Source organism: Gordonia rhizosphera NBRC 16068 (assembly GCF_000298195.1).
Lineage (GTDB): Bacteria > Actinomycetota > Actinomycetes > Mycobacteriales > Mycobacteriaceae > Gordonia > Gordonia rhizosphera.
In genome coordinates, this window is the sequence record NZ_BAHC01000072.1 from 1 (window position 1) to 19,029 (window position 19,029).

Sequence of the window (19,029 nt, forward strand, 5' to 3'; positions counted from 1 at the left end):
CACCGGCGATCCCCGACAGCACGTCCCCCGCGCCGGCGGTGGCCGCCCACGAGGCGGCCGCGTCGTTGCCCAGCACCTCCCCGGACGGGTCGGCGACAAGGGTGATACGTCCCTTGAGCAGCACCGTCACCTGCCATCGTCGCGCCAGCTCGGCCACGGCCCCCAACCGATCGGGTCCGACCTCGCGACCGGCGAGACGTGCGAACTCCCCCGCGTGCGGGGTCAGCAGCGTGGGTGCGCTGCGGCCGATGACCAGGTCCGGGTGGGCGGCCAGCAGGGTCAGCCCGTCGGCATCCACGAGTACCGGCAGATCGGTGGCCAGGACCTCGGCGAGAACCGAGAGAGCCGCGTCGTCGGTCCCCATGCCCGGTCCGACAGCCCACGCCTGCACCCGCCCCGCATCGGCGATGGTCCGCGCGGCCACCACCTCGGGGAAATGCGTGACCACCTCGTCGGCCGCGGTGCCGACGTAGCGGGTCATCCCCGACGTCGCCGTGACGGCCGCGCCGGAGGCGAGGATGGCCGCGCCCGGATACCGCGACGATCCGGCGATGATGCCGACGACACCCTGCGTGTACTTGTCGTCGTCGGGGCCGGGCACCGGCCACAGCCCGGCGACCTCGTCGTCGGTCATCTCCGCCAGCCATGGTCCGGTGCCCGACGTGTCGGGTGCGTCGATACCGATGTCGACGACCTCGACGCGTCCGCACTGCGGGGCGGCCAACAGATGCACGTGGCGCGGCATACCGAAGGTGACGGTGATCGACGCCCTCACGGCCGGATCGTTCACGAGGCCGGTGTCGGCATCGACTCCCGACGGGAGGTCGACGGCGACGATCCGCGGCTCGCCGTCGGCGGGTGGGGTGAGCGCCGCGAAGACCGCGGCGGCGGCCGGTCTCAGTGGCCCGCGTCCCCCGATCCCGACGACCCCGTCGATCACCACGTCGAGGTCACCCGGCAGCAGGTCGACGACCCGGCCACGCGATCGTCGGAACGCCCGCAGCCCAGCGGGATGGGCCTTGTCGGGGGCGAGCAGGACGGCGCTGCAGGCGACACCGCGGCGCGCCAGTCGGGCACCGGCGAACAGCGCGTCGCCGCCGTTGTCTCCGGCGCCCACGACGATGCCGACACGGCGGCCATAGCACCCGCCCGTGCGATTCAGTTCGCCGGCCACGACATCGGCCACCCCCGCCGACGCCCGGCGCATCAGCGTGCCGTTCGCCAACAGGTCACCGGCGGCGTGCTCGGCCTCCCGGACGGCGTCGGCGGTGAGATAGCGGATCGGCATCGCCGGCCGGCCTACTCGACGGTGACGGACTTGGCGAGGTTGCGCGGCTTGTCGACGTCATAGCCGCGCTCCTGGGCGACGGTGGCCGCGAACACCTGCAGCGGGACCGTGGACACCAGCGGCTGTAGCAGTGTCGGCACCTTCGGGATCGGGATGAAGTGGTCGGCCACCGACCGCGCCGACAGGTCGTCTTCCTCGCAGATGACGATGGTGCGGGCGCCGCGGGCCTGGATCTCGCGGATGTTGCTGACCATCTTCGAGTGCAGGATCGCGCGACCGTCCGCCGACGGCATCACGATGATGACCGGCAGTCCGTCCTCGATCAGCGCGATCGGCCCGTGCTTCAACTCACCGGCCGCGAACCCCTCGGCGTGGATGTAGGCGAGTTCCTTGAGCTTCAGCGCTCCCTCGAGGGCGACGGGATACCCGACATGGCGGCCGATGAACAGGATGGTGTCGTGATGCGCCAGCGAGCGGGCCAGCTCGCCGACAGGCTCCATCGTGCCGAGCACCTCGGTGACCGCGTCGGACATCGCCTCCATCGCCGCGAACTCGCGGGCCACCTCATCGGTGTACTTCGTGCCCCGCGCCTGCGCGAGCGCCAGACCCACCAGGTAGGCGGCGACGATCTGGGCGAGGAAGCACTTGGTCGACGCGACACCGATCTCGGGTCCGGCGTGCGTGTAGAGCACCGCGTCGGACTCGCGTGGGATCTGCGCGCCGTTGGTGTTGCAGATGGCCAGCACCCGTGCCTTCTGCCCCTTGGCGTGGCGGACCGCCTCGAGCGTGTCGGCGGTCTCCCCCGACTGCGAGATCGCCACGACCAGCGTGGAGCGGTCGAGCACCGGGTCGCGATAGCGGAACTCGCTGGCGAGTTCGACCTCGACGGGAAGCCGGGTCCAGTGCTCGATCGCATACTTGGCGAGCAGTCCGGCGTTGTAGGCGGTGCCGCAGGCGACGACGAAGACCTTGTCGACGTCGCGCAGGTCGTCGTCGGTCAGACGCTGCTCGTCAAGGACGATGCGTCCGCCGTCGAGGTGCCCGAGCAACGTGTCCGCGAGGGCCGCGGGCTGCTCGGCGATCTCCTTCAGCATGAAGAAGTCGTAGCCGCCCTTCTCGGCGGCGGCGAGATCCCAGTCGATGTGGAAGGGCTTGCCCGCGCTGGGTTGTCCATCGAAGTCGGTGATCGTGTAACTGTCCGCGGTGATCACCACGACCTGGTCCTGTCCGAGTTCGACCGCCTCGCGCGTGTGCTCGATGAATGCGGTCACATCGGAGCTGAGGAACATCTCTCCGTCGCCGACGCCGACGACGAGCGGCGTCGAGCGTCGGGCGGCGACGATGGTGCCCGGGTGAAACGAGTGGGTGAAGACCAGCGTGAAGGCACCCTCGAGGCGGCGCAGCGCAGCGTAGGCGCTCGCCACGAAGTCACCCGCGGTGGGCCCTGAGGTGTACTCACGCTCGACGAGGTGCACCGCGGTCTCGGTGTCGGTGTCGGAGCTGAACTCGACCCCAGACGCCTCGAGTTCGGCGCGCAGCACCGCATAGTTCTCGATGATCCCGTTGTGGACCACCGCGATCGACCCGTCGGAGCCGGCGTGCGGGTGCGCGTTGCGGTCGGTCGGCTGACCGTGGGTCGCCCATCGGGTGTGTCCGATGCCGGTGGTGCCGGCCAGGCTCTGCCGTCCGACCGTGGCGATCTGCTTGTCCAGGTTCTCGAGGCGACCGGCCTTCTTCTCGATGGCGGTGTGCCCGTGCCCGTCGAGGATCGCCACGCCGGCAGAGTCATAGCCCCGGTATTCCATCCGCCGCAGGGCTTCGATGACGATGTCCAGCGCGTCGCGCTGCCCCACGTATCCGACGATTCCGCACATAGACAGTCAGCGTACCGGTGTTCTCAGTGCTTCAGAGCGCGTCGCTTGTGTGGTTTCGCGCCCAGCAGCCGGGAGATGGGGTCGACCTCGGTGACCGGCGGGTGGTCGAGGTCCACGACACCGAGCCGTTTGAACGTCGCCGCCGGGTCGGCGAACGCCTGATATTCGCGGTCCCCGGCCACCGTGTGCAGCAGGAATCCGGTGCACACGGCACGCACGAGCGCGTGCAGGCCGCGATCGGCGCCGTTGGACACCCCGAGGTACGAACCGATGGTGCGTCGCTCGAGCAGGCCGACGGCGGAACCCTTGGAGACCGTGCGCAACACCACATCGCCGCCGCAGACCTTGGCCAGCGGCAGCGCGTTGGCATCGATCGTGTCCAACTCGGCGGCACCGGCCACGATCAGCCCGGGTGCACGCACCAATTCGGCGGCCGGCCGCAGAATCGACGTGGTGGGCGCCGGGAAGAGCGCCGCGACGCCGGTGACCGCGGGCGCAGGCTGCCCGAGGATCTGCTCGTCGGCGGCGGCGAGGACCGCCGCGGACGCCCCGAACCCGTGCCCGGCCAGCCCGATGCGGTCGGGGTCGACGGTCACCGCACCGAGCCCGAGCGTCACGTGCGAGACGATCCCGAGGGCCGCGCGCAGATCGGCGGCGTGGCCGGCGTCCGACGCCAACACGCCGGAGTTGCCGTCGGGGGCGACGACGACGAAACCCCAGGAGGCCAGGTGCCACAGGAGATCGCGATAGCGGCGATGGTCCGCGCGCCACGCATGCCCGAACGCGACCGCCGGTAGGCCCCGGCCGCTGTTCGGGGCGAAGACCTGACCAGGCATTCCGACGATGCCCAGATCCCCCCGCAGGACGCGATGGGGACCCCGCCGGGTCACCTCCGACAGCAATTTGTCGGGCGATCGCGACGGCTTGAACGCCCTGGATTTCCGCACTGATCTGGTGTCCGGCACAGCCATAAGCCTATTCGGCCGGGGCGCAAGAACGGGGACCGGCCTCGGACGTGGCGGTCGCGTCCTCGGTCGCGTCGTCCGGGACGTAGTGGTGTTCCGCCCGGAATTCGGCAAGTTCGGCGGTGAGCCTACGTTGGGTCTCGGAGAACTCGTGGGAGGCGGCGACGACATCACGCGTGGCCCGGCGTGCGACGGCCTCGATCTGGTCGGCCAGGTTCATCGTCGCCCTCCGGGGATCGAAGTCATCATTGTTCTCCGGCCAGGGCCAGGTCGCCGGTCGAGGTGGACGGGTCGACCGGCTCGACCTCGGGCAGCGGGCGGCTCGGGCGCGGCTCGGACGCGTAGGCTGCGGGCGGCTCGGGAATCGACCGTGCGGGGGGCTCGGGTGCGGCCGGGGCCGGGTGATCCCCGGAACGGGGTGCACCTTCCGATAACCGGAACGGCACGTCGACGTCGTCGGGTTCCGATGTGACCGGCGGCGACGACGGCTCTGTCAGCGGTGCGGGCGGGAAGACGGGGTCGGCGGTCATCGGCGACTCGGCGGCGCGTGACTCGATAGAGGGTGACTCGGCGGCACGTGACTCGATAGAGGGCGATTCAGCGGCGGGTGACTCGGCAGGGGGCGACTCAGCGGCCGGTGACTGCGCGGTCGGTGGTCGCGGGACCACGAGGTGCACCGGTGCCGGCGGAGGATCGTCGGGATAGGGGTCGATGTCCATCCCTTCGGTCGCGCGGTCGAGTTGGGACAGGATCTCCTCGACACCGTCCACCGTGGCCCTCGCGGTGGTGAAATAGAGGTGCGCGCGGGAGGCGATGTCGTCGACGACCACCGACGGCGGGAGCAGACCCGTGACGATCGCCTGGGGCACCTCGGTCACCGGAATACCGGCTACCAGGGGCGCCGACAGGCGGGCGACCGTGAGGTACCAGGTCCGCAACAGCTGATCGATTCCGGCGGAGGCCGCACCAGTCGCATCCGAGAGTGTGCGCAGTACGTGGAGGTCCGATTCCGCCCGACGCTGATGGTCCACCACCGTCCCGAGGACCTGCGCACCGGAGTCACTGGCCCAGCCCCATCCGAGTCGGACCTGTTGTTCGGGGAGTCGGTGAAGTTGTTCGGCGACGGCGCGATAGGCGGCTGCCAACCGATGACTGTCGTCGGCGATACCGGAGACATCGAAACCGCGCAGCACGCGGAACGGACGGCGGATGTCGTCCGGCCGGGTCCGCTGGACTCCGATACTCGCGCCGAGCGCGAGCACGTCGATGAGGTCCTCGATCCCGGCGGCCGCCTGATCACGGAGCGCCGCAAGCGAATCCGACGAACGGGTCATGACAGACCTACGTCGCCGGAGAACCGGCGGTACGCGCCGGAGACGTCGCGGGCGCTTTCGGTGTCCGTGTCGATGAGCGCGGTCATCCCGCGGTGGAGATGTTCGGCCAGCCGGTCCGCGGCGCGCGCCTGCTCGGCCAGCCGGTCGGCGATGACCCGCCCCATCTCGCGGTAACGCTCACCGAGTTCGCGATACTCCTCGCCCACCGCCCAGGATCCCAGGTCGTGGGCATTGAGGTCGCCGGCGGCGGCACCGACGACGTGCGCGGCGCGCCGGTAGAAGTCGACGACCTCGCGAACCTCGTCGGCGTCGATCGACACCTGGACATCGGCCACAGTTCCCCCTCCCCCGACGGCGGCAACGCTCGGACGATCGCCCGCGCCGCTACGACGACCCGTTCACGCGCCGATGCGCGACACGGGACTGTGACGTCAAAGTTTAGACGCGATGGAGTCCGAGCTGGTTCCCAGCAGGTTAAAACCAGACATGTGAACGACGCCGTGCCTTCAGACGATCAGGCCCGCAGATCGATCTCGTGCGCAGCCACCGCGTCGATCAGCGCGGTGGCGCGTTCCTCCGGAGCGACGTCGTGAACGAGTTCGAATGCGCAGCCGAGTTGTCGGGAACCGCCGTCGGCCAGCTCACTGTCGCCGATCATCAGCGCATCGACGGGTTTGACCCCGAGCGGATCGAGGGCGGCATGGAAGATCCGCGGATCCGGCTTGATCGCTCCGACCTCATAAGACAGAACGTATCGGTCGACGAGGTCGGCGATGCCGTGCAGGGCGAGGACCTCGCGCAGGTCGAACGCGATGTTGCTCACCACCCCGACCGGGATTCCGGCCGCCCGCAGTCCGCGCAGGACCGCCCCGGTGTCGGCGAAGATCCGCCAGGAATGCGGATCGAGGACCCGTGTGTAGAGCTGCTCGGCGTGTCCGGGCACGGTCAGCCCGGACACGCGCAGCATCGCGAGGTAGGCGCGACGATGCTGCGCGGGGTCGAGATCCCTTTGCTCCCAGGCGATCCGATCGTCACCGTCGATGTCGGCGGGCAGTCCGACCGGTTGGGTCATCCGTCGGATCAGTTCGGCCTGGTGGTCGAGGTGCAGCTCGTTGCCGTGCTCGTCGTGCAGCCCGGCGAACCATTCGTCACGCGCCTCGAACCGGAAGAGGGTTCCGGAGAAGTCGAACAGGACCGCCTTCGGAACGCTCACGCGCCGACCGCCTCGACGGCATCGGCGATCCGCCGCGCCACCGATCGGGCGGTCTCGGCGCTACCCGCCTCCACCATCACTCGGACGAGCTGTTCGGTCCCGGACGGCCGCAGCAGCACCCGCCCGTTGTCGCCGAGTTCGATCTCGGCATCGGCGACGGACTGCTTGACCGTCTGCGACGCCGCGACGGCATGTTTGTCGGCCACCCGGACGTTGATGAGTTCCTGCGGCAACACCGTCATGATGTCGGCGAGATCGGCCAGGCGCTTGCGGGTCACCGCCATCTGTTCCATGAGCAGCAGGCCGGTGAGGATACCGTCGCCGGTGGTGCCCGCCGCGGGCACCACGATGTGGCCGGACTGTTCACCGCCGAGCGAATACCCGCCGCGGCGCAGCTCCTCGAGGACATATCGGTCGCCGACTGCTGTGGTGCGCAAGGTGATTCCCGCGTCGCGCATCGCGATGTGCAGCCCGAGGTTGCTCATCACCGTGGTCACCAGCACGCTGTCGCGCAACCGACCACGAGCGTCGAGCGCGGTGGCCAGGATCGCCATGATGGCGTCGCCGTCGACAATCTGACCCGTCGAATCCACGGCCAGGCAGCGGTCGGCGTCGCCGTCGTGGGCGAGGCCGAGATCGGCGCCGTGTTCGAGGACGGCGGCCTGCAGTTTGTCCATGTGGGTCGAACCGCAGTCGTCGTTGATGTTGAGACCGTCGGGTTCGGCGTGCATCGCGATCACCGTGGCGCCGGCGTCCGCGTACGCTGCCGGGGCGAGCTCCGACGCGGCCCCGTGCGCGCAGTCCACGACGACGGTCAGTCCGTCGAGGGGATGTTCGATGACGGCCGCGAGATGGCGGCGATAGCGATCACCGGCATCGGGGGCATCGAGCACCCGCCCCACGGCGGCACCGATCGGACGGGCGAACTCGTCGTCCATGGCCGCCTCGATACGGTCCTCGACCGCGTCGTCGAGCTTGTGCCCGCCGCTGCCGAAGAACTTGATGCCGTTGTCGGGCATGGGATTATGCGACGCCGAGATCATCACACCGAAATCGGCGCCGTAGTCGGCGGTCAGGAACGCGACCGCTGGCGTCGGGATGACACCCACCCGGATCGCGTCAACACCTGTGGCGGCGAGGCCGGCGCAGACCGCGGCCTCGAGCATCTCGCCGGAGGCTCGCGGGTCGCGACCGACCACGGCGCGTGGGCGCAGCGTCTGGTCGGTCGCATCTTCCTCGAAAACGACCGCGGCGGCCGAGGCCAGGCGCAACGCGAGCTCGGGAGTGAGCTCGTCGTTGGCCAGGCCCCGGACGCCGTCGGTTCCGAAAAGGCGTGCCAAGGTCAGCGCTTGGAGTACTGCGACGCCTTGCGGGCCTTCTTGAGCCCGTACTTCTTGCGCTCCACCGCACGCGGGTCACGAGTGAGGAAGCCGGCCTTCTTCAGGGCCGGGCGATCCTCCGGGGTGACCTCGATCAGGGCGCGGGCGATGCCCAGCCGCAGCGCACCGGCCTGGCCCGAGGGGCCGCCGCCGACGAGCTTGGCGAAGATGTCGAACGACTCGGTGCGCTCGACGGTGACCAGCGGGGCCTTGATCAGCTGCTGGTGCACCTTGTTCGGGAAGTAGTCCTCGAGAGTCCGGCCGTTGAGGTTGAACTGTCCGCTGCCGGGCACGAGACGCACCCGCACGACGGCTTCCTTGCGGCGGCCGACGGTCTGGATCGGACGGTCGATGACGACCGGGACGCGTACCTCGTCGTCCGCGACGGGCGCGACGTCGGTGTCATAGTCGTCGGCTGCCTGCTCGACGGCCTCGATTGCGGCGTCCTCGGCGACCTCGATCTCGACGGCCTCGTTGATGTTCTCGTTGCTCACTGGGCCACCTGCTTGATCTCGAAGGGCACGGGGCGCTGGGCCTCGTGGGGATGGGTCGGGCCGGCGTAGACCTTCAGCTTCGAAGCCATGGCGTTGCCCAGCTTCGTATGGGGCAGCATGCCCTTGATGGCCTTCTCGACCACGCGCTCGGGGTGGCTGTCGAGGAGCTCGGCAGTGGTCTGGACCTTGAGCCCACCCGGACGCCCGGAGTGGCGGTAGTTCAGCTTGCGCTCGGCCTTGTTGCTGGTCAGCGCAACCTTGTCGGCGTTGATGATGATGACGAAGTCACCACCGTCGATGTGGGGTGCATAGGTCGGCTTGTGCTTGCCGCGGAGCAGGTTCGCGCTCTGCACGGCCAGCCGGCCGAGCACCACGTCGGTGGCGTCGATGACATGCCACGTGCGTGTGATGTCACCGGCCTTCGGGGTGTAGGTAGGCACAGTTGTCCTCAACTCTGTCGATGTGGATGCTGGTCGGGTGCGACGGCAGAGGGTGTTCCCGGCGACCAGTGGGGACCCGGGCCTCGACTACCCCTGTCCGATCACGCCGATCAGGGATGCCACGCACCAGCGATCCAGAGTACGCGAGTGCGCTGGTCAGGGTCAAAACGCGTCGTCGGGGCTCAGCTCAGCGCCGCACCGATGTCCCGGCACAGGGCAGGCTGAGCTTCGGGCGGGGTGAAGCCCCATCGCGGGATCGCCGAATCGCACGCCATCCGCATCTGCTCCCGGCCATCGTAGGGGGTCAGAAATCCGTCCGCGATCGATGCCTGGGTGGCCGCCAGCATCTTGTCGACGTAGACCTGATGCGTCGGATAGAGGCGAGCGAGTTCGGCCGGCTCCAAGGCGACCGTGGTGCCGAAGAGCATGCAGAGCGCACCGTCGTAGCGGGCGACCGGAACCGCGATCTGCGGCAGGCGCATCCCGCCGAGAGCATTCCCGTGTCCGTCCTTCGCGAGCGCAATCGGCGCGGTCAGGAACCTGACGATGTCGGGTCCGCCGCCGACGAAGATGGGCGTCGCGATCTTGACCGGCGAATCGGCGGCCGACTGTCCCAACGGGTTCAACTTCAATGGTGGCGTCGGCTTCGGAGCGACGCCGGTGGTCAACCACTTCTGCATCGCCGACAGGCCGGCGTCGACGACGTAGCGGCGCTGGAACTGACTGCTGATCAGGCAACTCGCCGATCCGCTCGGTCCGGATTGTCCGTACTCCGACAGCCGCCGCTCCGTCGCCAGCGTCTGCGCTGCGGTCTGCAGGGGGCGGCTCGAGGTGTTTCGAGCGATGCCGTCGACGGTGGTGAGCCACGAGAACGTGTCGATGTGAGGCGCGCCGGCCACCGACCAGGTCCGGTGATTGGGGCCCTGGGGCGATGTCGACCGCGCGGATTCCTCACTCCAGATATGCAGGGTCGGCACCCGGTAGCGCTCTGGAAGTTGCTGCGCGATGTCGGAGTCGATGATGATGCCGTCGTAGATACGCGCGGCATCGTCGGCCCCGAAGCTGATGTAGTTGTCCAGCGCCATCGCCGACTGCGAGATCCCGATCGCTATCAGATGCTTCGGCTTCAGGCCCCCCAGCGGCCCGCCGACCGAGGCGTTGCGCAGCGCCCGGCCGGCCTGGCTGAAGATGTCGAATGAGTACGCGACACCGGGCAGGTACATCCCGCCGTACCGGACCGGGTCATAACCCTTCATCGAGATCGGCGTGCAGGGCGCCACGGTCAGGTCCCCGAGGCGGATCATCGGCTGGCCGGCGAGGAACCAACCGCATGCCGAGGCCTGCTGCGAGGTGACCACGACATAGGCGTCACCATTGCGCATGGTCTGCGCCCGTAGCCAGGAGAATTCCGGTGACAGGTCCAGCTGGAGACTCGCGTTGCTCCACTCCACCACGACGTCGCCGCTGAACCTCGCAGGATCGCGTGGGCGATAGACCATCATGCGGGCGGTGTACGGGCTGGGCGGCAGGGCCTGTCTACCGAATGCACGTGCCGTTCCGGAGATCAGGTACTCCGTCTGTGTGTATCCGAATCGGATGGGGTCGAAGGGCATCCCGGTCCAGGGCCGGGGCTTGATCCCATGGGTGATCTCGGTGAGCTTCGGCGCCGGGACGTCGGCATATGCGGCGGTGGCGCAGGTCATCAGCGCGAACACAAGCATCAGGCCGGCGATGACGCCCCCGCGCACCCTGCGGGTGATCGTCCCACGGGACATGCTGCAATTCTCGCCCCAAAATCCTGCAGGAACCACCCTCGACGCGGAGTTCTGTTGTGCTCGCGCTGATGACCAGTCTCCGCGTCAGTCGGGCGCGATGACCACCGACGACACCGCCCGCGCACATTCGGCGTCGACCGACTCCCCTGTCGCACCCGCCTGGCATCCGATGGACACCTGCAGACCGTCCTCGACGAGCACGTACCAGCGGATGGCGCTGCCCGATGCAGGCGCCTCGCGGTAGCCGATCACCTCGCGTCCGGCGAAACGCGTGGACGGCGAGAACTCGCTCACCACCTCGTCGCCGCGCTGGGCGATGCGGTTACCCAGGCTGGTGGCCACCGATTCGAGCGTGGAGTCCGAACGGACCTCGCTCTGCACCACCAGGATGCGCCGGCCGTCGTCGGGGTCAGCGAAGACGGTCCGCGACGCGGTGTCCGATCCCTGCTCGGCGCGCGGGTCCAGGTCGCTGCGCCGCCAGTCCCCCAGCACCGAGACCTCGACACGTCCCACGACAACGGTGTGCTCGGTCGGGGAATCATCACCACGGTGCTGGAGGACCCCCACGACGACAGCGCCGACCGCCACCACCAGGGCGAGCGCACCGGCCACCGCGATCCAGCGTTTCCGCGGGCGACGGCCGGCCGCCGACTCGGACTCCGGCGCATCGGCGACACGCATCTGCCAGTCGTTCCCCTGCTCGCGTTCCGTGCGCCAGCCGTAACGCCGGATCAGTTCACGGTCGACCGCCACGATCCGGCCGGCGACCGCATGCGCGGCGACGACGTCGAGAGCCTGTGCCACCCGCTCGGGGTCGGCGCCGTCGACGTAGACCGCCTCGACGGAGTCGTCGACGATCGCCTCGATACGTGCCGCGACGTCGTCGACGCCGGGGTCGAGGACATCGGTGCGGTCGACCTCCCAGCCCGCCGACGAGCGACGCAGCAGCGTGACATCCCAGAACATCCGGGGCGGCCGAGCCGGGTCCACCACAATCGCCGGGACGTGGGTGGTCTCGATGACCGCACACCGTTGCATCGATACGTCGCAGTGGCTGCGCGCGATCAGCACGGCGCGGGGTACGAGGCTCACCGGCGCGGCGAGGTCGGCGCTCGAGCGGGCCAACTCCGACAACCGGTTTCGGCCCCAGGTGCTCGGATACCCGATCACGATCGGCAGCGCACCGTCGGGACCTGGGTCCGGCAGCCGCAGCTCCCGCCACAGGCCCTGCCACGCCTGCTGGGGCGGGTGGGCGGCACCGCCGGCGGGGACGGTGGCCGCATCGACCGCGTTGAGCAGCTCGGTCGCATCGGCGGTGCGCCCGTCCGACAGTCGCACCCGGCCATAGGCCAGGTCGACCACCAGCGGCGGTTGCGGGGCAGACATCATCGATCACACCTGATCGGGAGATGGGCGGCCCAGCTCATTTCCATGGGTCGGGTGCGTGCGATCACGTCACCACGGCCCGGTTGCAAACGGCTACTACTTCGCGGTCCGCGCCGGCCGCAATTCCCGCGGCAGCGCGAAGGTGAGCGTCTCGTTGGCGGTGTTGACCGTCTCCACGTCGTGATACCCGTAGTCGGCGAGGAAGTCGAGCACACCGCGCACGAGCACCTCGGGTACCGACGCCCCCGACGTCACGCCCACCGCCGACACCCCGTCCAGCCAAGACGGATCGATGTCGCGCGCGTAGTCCACCAGATGGGAGGCCGACGCCCCGTTCTGCAGCGCCACCTCGACGAGACGCTGGGAGTTCGACGAATTCTGTGACCCGACGACGATCACCAGGTCGCACTGCGGGGCCATCGCCTTCACCGCGACCTGTCGGTTCTGGGTCGCGTAGCAGATGTCGTCGCTGGGCGGATCGGCCAGCAGCGGGAACCTCTCGCGCAGCCGTTTGACCGTCTCCATCGTCTCGTCGACCGACAGCGTGGTCTGCGACAGCCAGATGACCTTCGATTCGTCACGGACGACCACGTCGTCGACATGATCCGGGCCGTCGACGAGCTGGATGTGTTCGGGCGCCTCCCCGGCCGTACCCTCGACCTCCTCGTGGCCCTCGTGGCCGATCAGCAGGATGTCGTAGTCGTCGCGGGCGAACCGCTTGGCCTCCTGATGCACCTTGGTCACCAGCGGGCAGGTCGCGTCGATCGTCTTCAGGCTCCGCTCGGCGGCGGTGCGGTGCACTGCGGGGGACACACCGTGCGCCGAGAACACCACGATCGCCCCCTCGGGCACCTCGTCGGTCTCGTTGACGAACACCGCTCCCCGCTCCGACAGCGTGTCGACGACATGCCGGTTGTGCACGATCTCCTTGCGGACATAGACGGGTGCACCATGTTTGTCGAGCGCGCGCTCCACCGTCTCCACGGCACGGTCCACCCCGGCGCAATACCCTCTCGGTTCGGCCAACAGGACACGTTTGCGATCACCCATGTTCCCCAGGGTACGGGGTCGCGGTGTGTCGGGAGGTCGGGCTGGAATGCCACAACCGCGGATGGCAGAGTGTGGTCATGGTTCGTGCACCTTATCCGGCCCGTGTCGCCGCAGGCCTCGTCGTCACCGCGATCGAGGAGACCCGCAAGCTCCCCGCGCTGGTGATCACCCTGCCCATGACAGCGGTGAGCCAGACCCTGCAGGCGGGCATGCGGCTTCAGCAGAACATCGCCGAACTCGCCATCAAGGGGGACCTCGTCCTGGAGTCGCTGTTCGACAAGCCCTCCGAGCAGCCGTCGTGGGCCCACTTCGACGAGGACGACACCCTCGACGCCGAGGCCGACCGCACGCCGATCGAGAGTCGGTCCAAACCGGCGGTCATCGCGCCGACGCCGGTCCCGCCCGTGCCGAAGCCGGCCGCCGCGCCGAAGCGTGCCGCCAAACCGAAGCCGGCTGCCGCACCGAAGCCCTCGGACACGGCCGAGCCCTCCACACCGGACGCGGCCTCGGGTCGGTTCGCCCTCTACAGCTCGCCCCCGGAGGACCTCGTCGCCGCTGACGGGGCCCCGGCCCAGGGCAAGGGCGATTCCACCGGTGATGGCGCGGTTCCCGAGATCGTCGAGGAACTCGACTACGACAACCTGACCCTCGCCCAGCTGCGCGCCAAGTTGCGCACCGTCGGGCTCGATGCACTCGAGCAGCTGTCGGCCTACGAGAAGTCGACGAAGGCCCGGGCACCGTTCCTGACGATGATCGACAACCGCATCGCCTCACAGAACAGCAAGCGGCAACCCACCACGTGACGGCCGCAGCGTCGCCGAACTCGGCCGAGAACCCGTGGCCGGTCCGGACGGTCAACACCAAGATCGCCGACTGGGTCCACCGGTTGGGGCAGATCTGGGTCGAAGGACAGGTCACCCAGCTCAACCGGCGGCCCGGGACCCGTGTCGCCTTCCTGACCCTGCGCGATCCTGCCGCCGACATCTCCATCTCGGTGACGTGCAGCCCGGATCTGCTGCACCGCGCGGAGGTGCCACTCACCGAGGGCAGCCACGTCGTGGTGCTCGGCCGGCCCGACTACTACACCGGGCGGGGCACCATCTCGCTGCGGGTCACCGACATCCGTCCCGTCGGCGTCGGCGAACTGCTGCTGCGGATCGAACGCCTCCGCCAACTCCTGGCCGCCGAGGGGTTGTTCGACCACCGGCTCAAGCGCCCGCTCCCGTTCCTGCCCAAGGCGATCGGACTCATCTCCGGCCGTGCCAGCGCAGCGCAGCGCGATGTGATGGCGGTGGCCTCGGCCCGATGGCCGGCGGTGCGTTTCGAAGTGCGCGACGCCCCGGTGCAGGGGCCGACCGCCGTCCCCCGAATCCTGGGACACCTGTCGGCACTCGACGCCCACCCGGAGGTCGAGGTGATCATCATCGCGCGGGGCGGTGGCAGCGTCGAGGATCTGCTGCCCTTCTCCGACGAGGCGCTCCTGCGCGCGGTCGCGCTGTGCACGACACCGATCATCAGCGCCATCGGACACGAACCCGATACCCCGCTGCTCGACCTGGTGGCCGATCTGCGTGCGGCCACCCCGACCGACGCCGCCAAACGTGTCGTCCCGGATGTGGCCGCCGAACTCGCCGGGATCACCGAGCTGCGGCGCCGTAGCGCCCACGCCCTGCGCAACTGGGTACGCCGGGAGACGCACGTCCTCGACGGCCTGCGTGCCCGCCCGGTCCTGGCCAGACCGTTGACGGTGATCGATGCCCACACCGAACGGATCGAGCGCATGCGCACCGACATCCGCCGCGACATCCGCCGACACATCGACGCCGAGGAGCGTCGTCGCGAACACCTGTCGGCCCGGTTGTCCACACTGGGGCCTGCGCAGACGTTGGCGCGCGGCTACGCGGTGGTGCAACGCGTCGACACCGATCGCCCACACGTGGTGAGCACCGTCGACCAGATGCCCGCCGGCGCACGACTACGTATCCGAGTGGCCGACGGCGCATCGACCGCCGAGGTGACGGGAGGAGATGACACGTGAGCGCAGATGGCGCACAACCGGATTGGGTACCGGTTACCGAACTCGGCTATGAGCAGGCCCGCGACGAACTCGTCGAGGTGGTGACCACCCTCGAACACGGCGGGCTCGACCTCGATGCCTCGCTGGCGCTGTGGGAACGCGGCGAGGCCCTGGCCAGACGCTGCGAGGAGCACCTCGCCGGCGCCCGGCAACGCATCGAAGCCGCTCTGTCCGATCACGACGACTAGCCACATCGGTTCGTCCAACCGCAGGCCGGTCATCCCCCGTCTGCTGGAGGGGAACGATCGGACTTCCGGGGGGACGAACCGAGGGACGGGGCGGCGGCGCGGGCGTCAGGTGAGCGGGGGTTGCGCGAGGACGGCGGTGGCGAGTCGCTCCATGTCCTCGTCCGGGCCCCGCGAGAGGATTGCGATGCGGACGTCGCCGAGGTCGGCGATCCAGAACTTCTTGTCGTCGGCCGTGGTGTACACGACCCACTCCTGCCCGGCGACCTGTCGCGTGCCGTCGCCGAGGGCATCGAGCCCGCCGAGGTGCACCACCAGGTCCTCCTCGGCGGCGTCGGTCTGGCTCAGCTGGATATAGGCGCCCTTGTCGGTGATCCACCCGACATTGCTGACGCTGGTGCCGCCCACCTCCTGCGTCGACCCGGAGTTCGCCTTCCAGCCGTCCGGGGTCGCCGGGCGTCGGATCGGGAACGCCATCACGGCGGCGTCGGCGGCGAGAGCGTGCTCGACGTCGAAGACCGCGGTGCGGTCATCGGAGGCCTGACCGGTCAATCCGACCGAACAGTTCCCCGAGGCGATCGCGACCACCGCGCAGATGACCAGCAGTGGGACAAGGGACCAGATCATGTCCTTGCTGCTGTGCAGGATGCGTGGTTTGGCGGCCATGCGGCCAGTATTGCAGTCGGGGTGGCCGATCCGGTATTCGGCGTGACATGCAAGGATGAGTACTACCCGCCGTTTTGCCACCGCTGCCACGCCGAGGAGTTCGATATGTCACCTTCCCCACAGGCCCCCGATCGCAACCTCGCAATGGAGTTGGTGCGGGTCACCGAAGCGGCGGCCCTCGCGGCCGGTCGTTGGGTGGGCCGCGGCGACAAAAAGGGCGGCGACGGCGCCGCGGTCGACGCGATGCGTGAACTCCTCTCCACCGTCGCCATGCGCGGCGTCGTGGTCATCGGCGAGGGCGAAAAAGACGAGGCGCCGATGCTGTTCAACGGGGAGCACGTCGGCAACGGCCTCGGCCCCGAGGTCGATGTCGCCGTCGACCCGATCGACGGAACCACCCTGATGGCCGAGGGCCGCCCCAACTCGATCGCGGTGATCGCGGTCAGCGAGCGCGGTTCGATGTACGACCCGAGTGCCGTCTTCTACATGGACAAGATCGCGGTCGGCCCGGAGGCCAAGGGTGCGATCAACATCGAGGAGTCGGTGGAGTGGAACATCAACTCCGTCGCCAAGGCCAAGGGCATCGACATCGCCGACCTGACGGTCGTCGTGCTCGACCGTCCCCGTCACGCCGACCTCATCGCCGACATCCGCAAGGCGGGCGCAAAGATCCGCCTCATCTCCGACGGTGACGTGGCCGGATCGATCGCCGCCGCCGGCGACTACAGCTCGGTGGACATCCTGATGGGTGTCGGCGGCACGCCGGAGGGCATCATCAGCGCCGTCGCCATGAAGTGCATGGGCGGCGAGATCCAGGGCAAGCTGTGGCCGCGCAACGACGAGGAGCGGCAGAAGGCGATCGACGCCGGCCACGATCTCAATCGCGTGCTGACCAACGACGACCTGGTCAGCGGGGAGAACTCGTTCTTCTGCGCCACCGGTGTGACCAACGGGGACATGCTGCGCGGCGTCACCTACCGGCCCAACGGCGCCACCACGCGATCGCTGGTGATGCGGTCCAAGTCGGGCACGGTGCGCCGGATCGAGGCCGTCCACCGCGTGGAGAAGCTCCGCGAATACGCACGCCTCGACGTCTAGTCCGACCCAGTCCCACCTCGGCCCCCACATGTGCGCCCGCACGGTGGGGGCCGCGTGGGTGAGCGGGGTCACATAGACCGGCCGCGATACGATCGCGGGGTGAGCACAACAGCCCCAGCTCCGGAATTCCGCTACGAAGATCTCCTGCCCGCCGGTACCGATGAGACCCCGTACCGCCTGATCACCACCGAAGGTGTGTCCACCTTCGAGGTCGACGGCCAACGCTTCCTGAAGGTCGCGCCGGAGGCGCTGCAGAAGCTGACCGCCGAGGCGATGCACGACATCAGCCACTACCTGCGGCCCGCGCACCTCGCGCAGCTGCGCAAGATCATCGACGACCCCGAGGCGTCGGGCAACGACCGCTTCGTGGCGCTCGACCTGCTCAAGAACGTCAACATCTCCGCGGGCGGCGTGCTGCCGATGTGCCAGGACACCGGCACCGCGATCGTGATGGGCAAGAAGTCCGAGGGTGTCCTGACGGGCACCGACGACGCCGAGTGGATCTCGCGCGGGGTCTACGACGCATACACCAAGCTGAACCTGCGCTACTCGCAGCTGGCGCCGCTGACCACCTACGACGAGAAGAACACGGGCACCAACCTGCCCGCGCAGGTCGAGATCTACGCGACCGAGCAGGGACCGAAGGGTCCCGAGTACAAGTTCCTGTTCATGGCGAAGGGCGGCGGTTCGGCGAACAAGTCGTTCCTCTTCCAGGAGACCAAGGCGATCCTGAATCCCAAGCGCCTCTTGGAATTTCTCGACGAGAAGATCCGGTCGCTGGGCACCGCGGCGTGCCCGCCCTACCATCTCGCGGTGGTGATCGGAGGCACGTCGGCCGAATTCGCTTTGAAGACGGCGAAATACGCGTCGGCCCACTATCTCGATACCCTCCCGACGTCGGGATCGATGTCGGCACACGGCTTCCGCGACCTCGAGCTCGAGGAAGAGGTCTTCAAACTCACGCAGTCCTTTGGCATCGGCGCGCAGTTCGGCGGCAAGTACTTCTGCCACGACGTCCGCGTCGTGCGTCTGCCCCGCCACGGTGCGTCGTGCCCGGTGGCGATCGCCGTCTCGTGCTCGGCCGACCGGCAGGCGCTCGGCAAGATCACCGCCGACGGGGTGTTCCTGGAGCAACTGGAGACCGACCCGGCGCACTACATGCCCGAGGCGGGCGTCACCGAGGACATCGAGGGGGGCGAGGTCGTCGAGATCGATCTGAACCGTCCGATGCCCGAGATCCTGGCCGAACTGTCGAAGTACCCGGTCAAGACCCGCCTGTCGCTGACCGGGCCGCTGGTGGTCGCCCGCGACATCGCGCACGCCAAGATCAAAGAGCGCCTCGACGCGGGTGAGCCGATGCCCGACTACCTGCGCGATCACCCGGTCTATTACGCCGGGCCCGCGAAGACGCCCGAGGGGATGGCATCCGGATCGTTCGGGCCGACCACCGCCGGTCGCATGGACAGCTACGTCGAGCAGTTCCAGGCGGCGGGTGGCTCGATGGTGATGCTCGCCAAGGGCAACCGCTCCAAGCAGGTGACGCAGGCGTGCGGCACCCACGGCGGTTTCTATCTCGGATCGATCGGCGGACCGGCCGCACGACTGGCCCTGGACTGCATCAAGAGCCAGGAGATCATCGAATACCCCGAGCTGGGTATGGAGGCGGTCTGGAAGATCGAGGTCGAGAATTTCCCGGCCTTCATCGTCGTCGACGACAAGGGCAATGACTTCTTCACCGATCCCGGTGGCGCGGTTACCGTCCCGCTGGGTGGGGTGCGAATTCGGTCGCGCGAGAAGTGAACTCG

Annotated in this window: 19 protein-coding genes; 5 read left to right on the top strand and 14 right to left on the bottom strand. The window is 68.8% G+C overall.

The window, feature by feature from the left end; all coding sequences use genetic code 11:
• The 13 genes from GORHZ_RS08735 to GORHZ_RS08795 all read right to left on the bottom strand — a co-directional run.
• A partial coding sequence (locus GORHZ_RS08735; protein WP_006332175.1) for a bifunctional ADP-dependent NAD(P)H-hydrate dehydratase/NAD(P)H-hydrate epimerase occupies window positions 1-1,288 on the bottom strand: 1,288 nt, incomplete at its 3' end.
• A gap of 11 nt (window positions 1,289-1,299) precedes the next feature.
• Window positions 1,300-3,162: a glutamine--fructose-6-phosphate transaminase (isomerizing) gene (gene glmS, locus GORHZ_RS08740; protein WP_006332176.1), complete on the bottom strand. Its 1,863-nt coding sequence runs from the start codon at window positions 3,160-3,162 to the stop codon at window positions 1,300-1,302.
• A gap of 23 nt (window positions 3,163-3,185) precedes the next feature.
• The gene (locus tag GORHZ_RS08745; protein ID WP_245551384.1) at window positions 3,186-4,109 is read right to left on the bottom strand and encodes a dienelactone hydrolase family protein; all 924 of its coding nucleotides are present in this window, start codon (window positions 4,107-4,109) and stop codon (window positions 3,186-3,188) included.
• 28 nt (window positions 4,110-4,137) lie between these two features.
• The gene (locus GORHZ_RS08750; RefSeq protein WP_006332179.1) at window positions 4,138-4,347 is read right to left on the bottom strand and encodes a hypothetical protein; all 210 of its coding nucleotides are present in this window, start codon (window positions 4,345-4,347) and stop codon (window positions 4,138-4,140) included.
• Between the two features lie 25 nt (window positions 4,348-4,372).
• The gene (locus GORHZ_RS08755) at window positions 4,373-5,461 is read right to left on the bottom strand and encodes a hypothetical protein (protein ID WP_006332181.1); all 1,089 of its coding nucleotides are present in this window, start codon (window positions 5,459-5,461) and stop codon (window positions 4,373-4,375) included.
• Complete coding sequence (locus GORHZ_RS08760) at window positions 5,458-5,796, bottom strand: hypothetical protein (protein WP_006332183.1); 339 nt, start codon at window positions 5,794-5,796, stop codon at window positions 5,458-5,460. The genes GORHZ_RS08755 and GORHZ_RS08760 overlap by 4 nt, the downstream gene beginning before the upstream one ends.
• A gap of 179 nt (window positions 5,797-5,975) precedes the next feature.
• Window positions 5,976-6,674 (bottom strand): HAD family hydrolase, encoded by a 699-nt coding sequence (locus GORHZ_RS08765; protein ID WP_006332185.1) that lies wholly within the window; start codon window positions 6,672-6,674, stop codon window positions 5,976-5,978.
• Window positions 6,671-8,014 (bottom strand): phosphoglucosamine mutase, encoded by a 1,344-nt coding sequence (glmM, locus tag GORHZ_RS08770; protein WP_006332186.1) that lies wholly within the window; start codon window positions 8,012-8,014, stop codon window positions 6,671-6,673. The genes GORHZ_RS08765 and glmM overlap by 4 nt, the downstream gene beginning before the upstream one ends.
• Window positions 8,015-8,016: 2 nt before the next feature.
• Entirely contained in the window at window positions 8,017-8,547 is a 531-nt protein-coding gene (rpsI, locus tag GORHZ_RS08775; protein ID WP_006332187.1) for a 30S ribosomal protein S9, read from the bottom strand.
• Window positions 8,544-8,987 (bottom strand): 50S ribosomal protein L13, encoded by a 444-nt coding sequence (gene rplM / locus GORHZ_RS08780; RefSeq protein WP_006332189.1) that lies wholly within the window; start codon window positions 8,985-8,987, stop codon window positions 8,544-8,546. The genes rpsI and rplM overlap by 4 nt, the downstream gene beginning before the upstream one ends.
• A gap of 182 nt (window positions 8,988-9,169) precedes the next feature.
• Entirely contained in the window at window positions 9,170-10,762 is a 1,593-nt protein-coding gene (locus tag GORHZ_RS08785) for an alpha/beta hydrolase domain-containing protein (protein ID WP_006332190.1), read from the bottom strand.
• Between the two features lie 84 nt (window positions 10,763-10,846).
• Window positions 10,847-12,151 carry a type VII secretion-associated protein gene (locus tag GORHZ_RS08790; RefSeq protein WP_006332191.1) on the bottom strand — a complete coding sequence of 435 codons (1,305 nt, stop codon included), beginning with the start codon at window positions 12,149-12,151 and terminating at the stop codon, window positions 10,847-10,849.
• A gap of 93 nt (window positions 12,152-12,244) precedes the next feature.
• Window positions 12,245-13,198 (bottom strand): 4-hydroxy-3-methylbut-2-enyl diphosphate reductase, encoded by a 954-nt coding sequence (locus tag GORHZ_RS08795; RefSeq protein ID WP_006332192.1) that lies wholly within the window; start codon window positions 13,196-13,198, stop codon window positions 12,245-12,247.
• 77 nt (window positions 13,199-13,275) lie between these two features.
• Between GORHZ_RS08795 and GORHZ_RS08800 the strand changes: the two genes are divergently transcribed.
• Genes GORHZ_RS08800 through GORHZ_RS08810 form a run of 3 tightly spaced genes read left to right on the top strand, consistent with a single transcriptional unit; the run spans window position 13,276 to window position 15,463 of the window.
• Complete coding sequence (locus GORHZ_RS08800; protein ID WP_006332193.1) at window positions 13,276-14,001, top strand: lipid droplet-associated protein; 726 nt, start codon at window positions 13,276-13,278, stop codon at window positions 13,999-14,001.
• Window positions 13,998-15,236, top strand: a complete 1,239-nt coding sequence (gene xseA, locus GORHZ_RS08805; protein WP_006332194.1) for an exodeoxyribonuclease VII large subunit — start codon at window positions 13,998-14,000, stop codon at window positions 15,234-15,236. The genes GORHZ_RS08800 and xseA overlap by 4 nt, the downstream gene beginning before the upstream one ends.
• A complete protein-coding gene (locus GORHZ_RS08810; RefSeq protein WP_006332195.1) occupies window positions 15,233-15,463 on the top strand; it encodes an exodeoxyribonuclease VII small subunit in 231 nt (76 codons plus the stop codon). The genes xseA and GORHZ_RS08810 overlap by 4 nt, the downstream gene beginning before the upstream one ends.
• A 105-nt stretch (window positions 15,464-15,568) precedes the next feature.
• Here GORHZ_RS08810 and GORHZ_RS08815 read toward each other — a convergent pair whose 3' ends face one another.
• Window positions 15,569-16,126: a DUF4245 domain-containing protein gene (locus GORHZ_RS08815; protein WP_006332197.1), complete on the bottom strand. Its 558-nt coding sequence runs from the start codon at window positions 16,124-16,126 to the stop codon at window positions 15,569-15,571.
• Between the two features lie 105 nt (window positions 16,127-16,231).
• On the opposite strand from GORHZ_RS08815, the gene glpX reads away from it, so the two are divergent.
• On the top strand, window positions 16,232-17,224 hold the full coding sequence (gene glpX, locus GORHZ_RS08820; RefSeq protein ID WP_040530894.1) for a class II fructose-bisphosphatase: 993 nt from the start codon (window positions 16,232-16,234) through the stop codon (window positions 17,222-17,224).
• A gap of 99 nt (window positions 17,225-17,323) precedes the next feature.
• Window positions 17,324-19,024, top strand: coding sequence for a fumarate hydratase (locus tag GORHZ_RS08825; protein ID WP_006332201.1), 1,701 nt, complete (start codon window positions 17,324-17,326; stop codon window positions 19,022-19,024).
• The last annotated feature ends 5 nt before the right edge of the window (window positions 19,025-19,029 follow it).

Bases quoted from the DNA above. Each gene is read 5' to 3' on its own strand.
- GORHZ_RS08790 (WP_006332191.1), bottom strand. From the start codon at position 12,151: ATGATGTCTGCCCCGCAACCGCCGCTGGTGGTCGACCTGGCCTATGGC.
- GORHZ_RS08750 (WP_006332179.1), bottom strand. From the start codon at position 4,347: ATGAACCTGGCCGACCAGATCGAGGCCGTCGCACGCCGGGCCACGCGT.
- GORHZ_RS08785 (WP_006332190.1), bottom strand. From the start codon at position 10,762: ATGTCCCGTGGGACGATCACCCGCAGGGTGCGCGGGGGCGTCATCGCC.
- glpX (WP_040530894.1), top strand. From the start codon at position 16,232: ATGTCACCTTCCCCACAGGCCCCCGATCGCAACCTCGCAATGGAGTTG.
- GORHZ_RS08795 (WP_006332192.1), bottom strand. From the start codon at position 13,198: ATGGGTGATCGCAAACGTGTCCTGTTGGCCGAACCGAGAGGGTATTGC.
- GORHZ_RS08755 (WP_006332181.1), bottom strand. From the start codon at position 5,461: ATGACCCGTTCGTCGGATTCGCTTGCGGCGCTCCGTGATCAGGCGGCC.
- GORHZ_RS08800 (WP_006332193.1), top strand. From the start codon at position 13,276: ATGGTTCGTGCACCTTATCCGGCCCGTGTCGCCGCAGGCCTCGTCGTC.
- GORHZ_RS08815 (WP_006332197.1), bottom strand. From the start codon at position 16,126: ATGGCCGCCAAACCACGCATCCTGCACAGCAGCAAGGACATGATCTGG.
- glmS (WP_006332176.1), bottom strand. From the start codon at position 3,162: ATGTGCGGAATCGTCGGATACGTGGGGCAGCGCGACGCGCTGGACATC.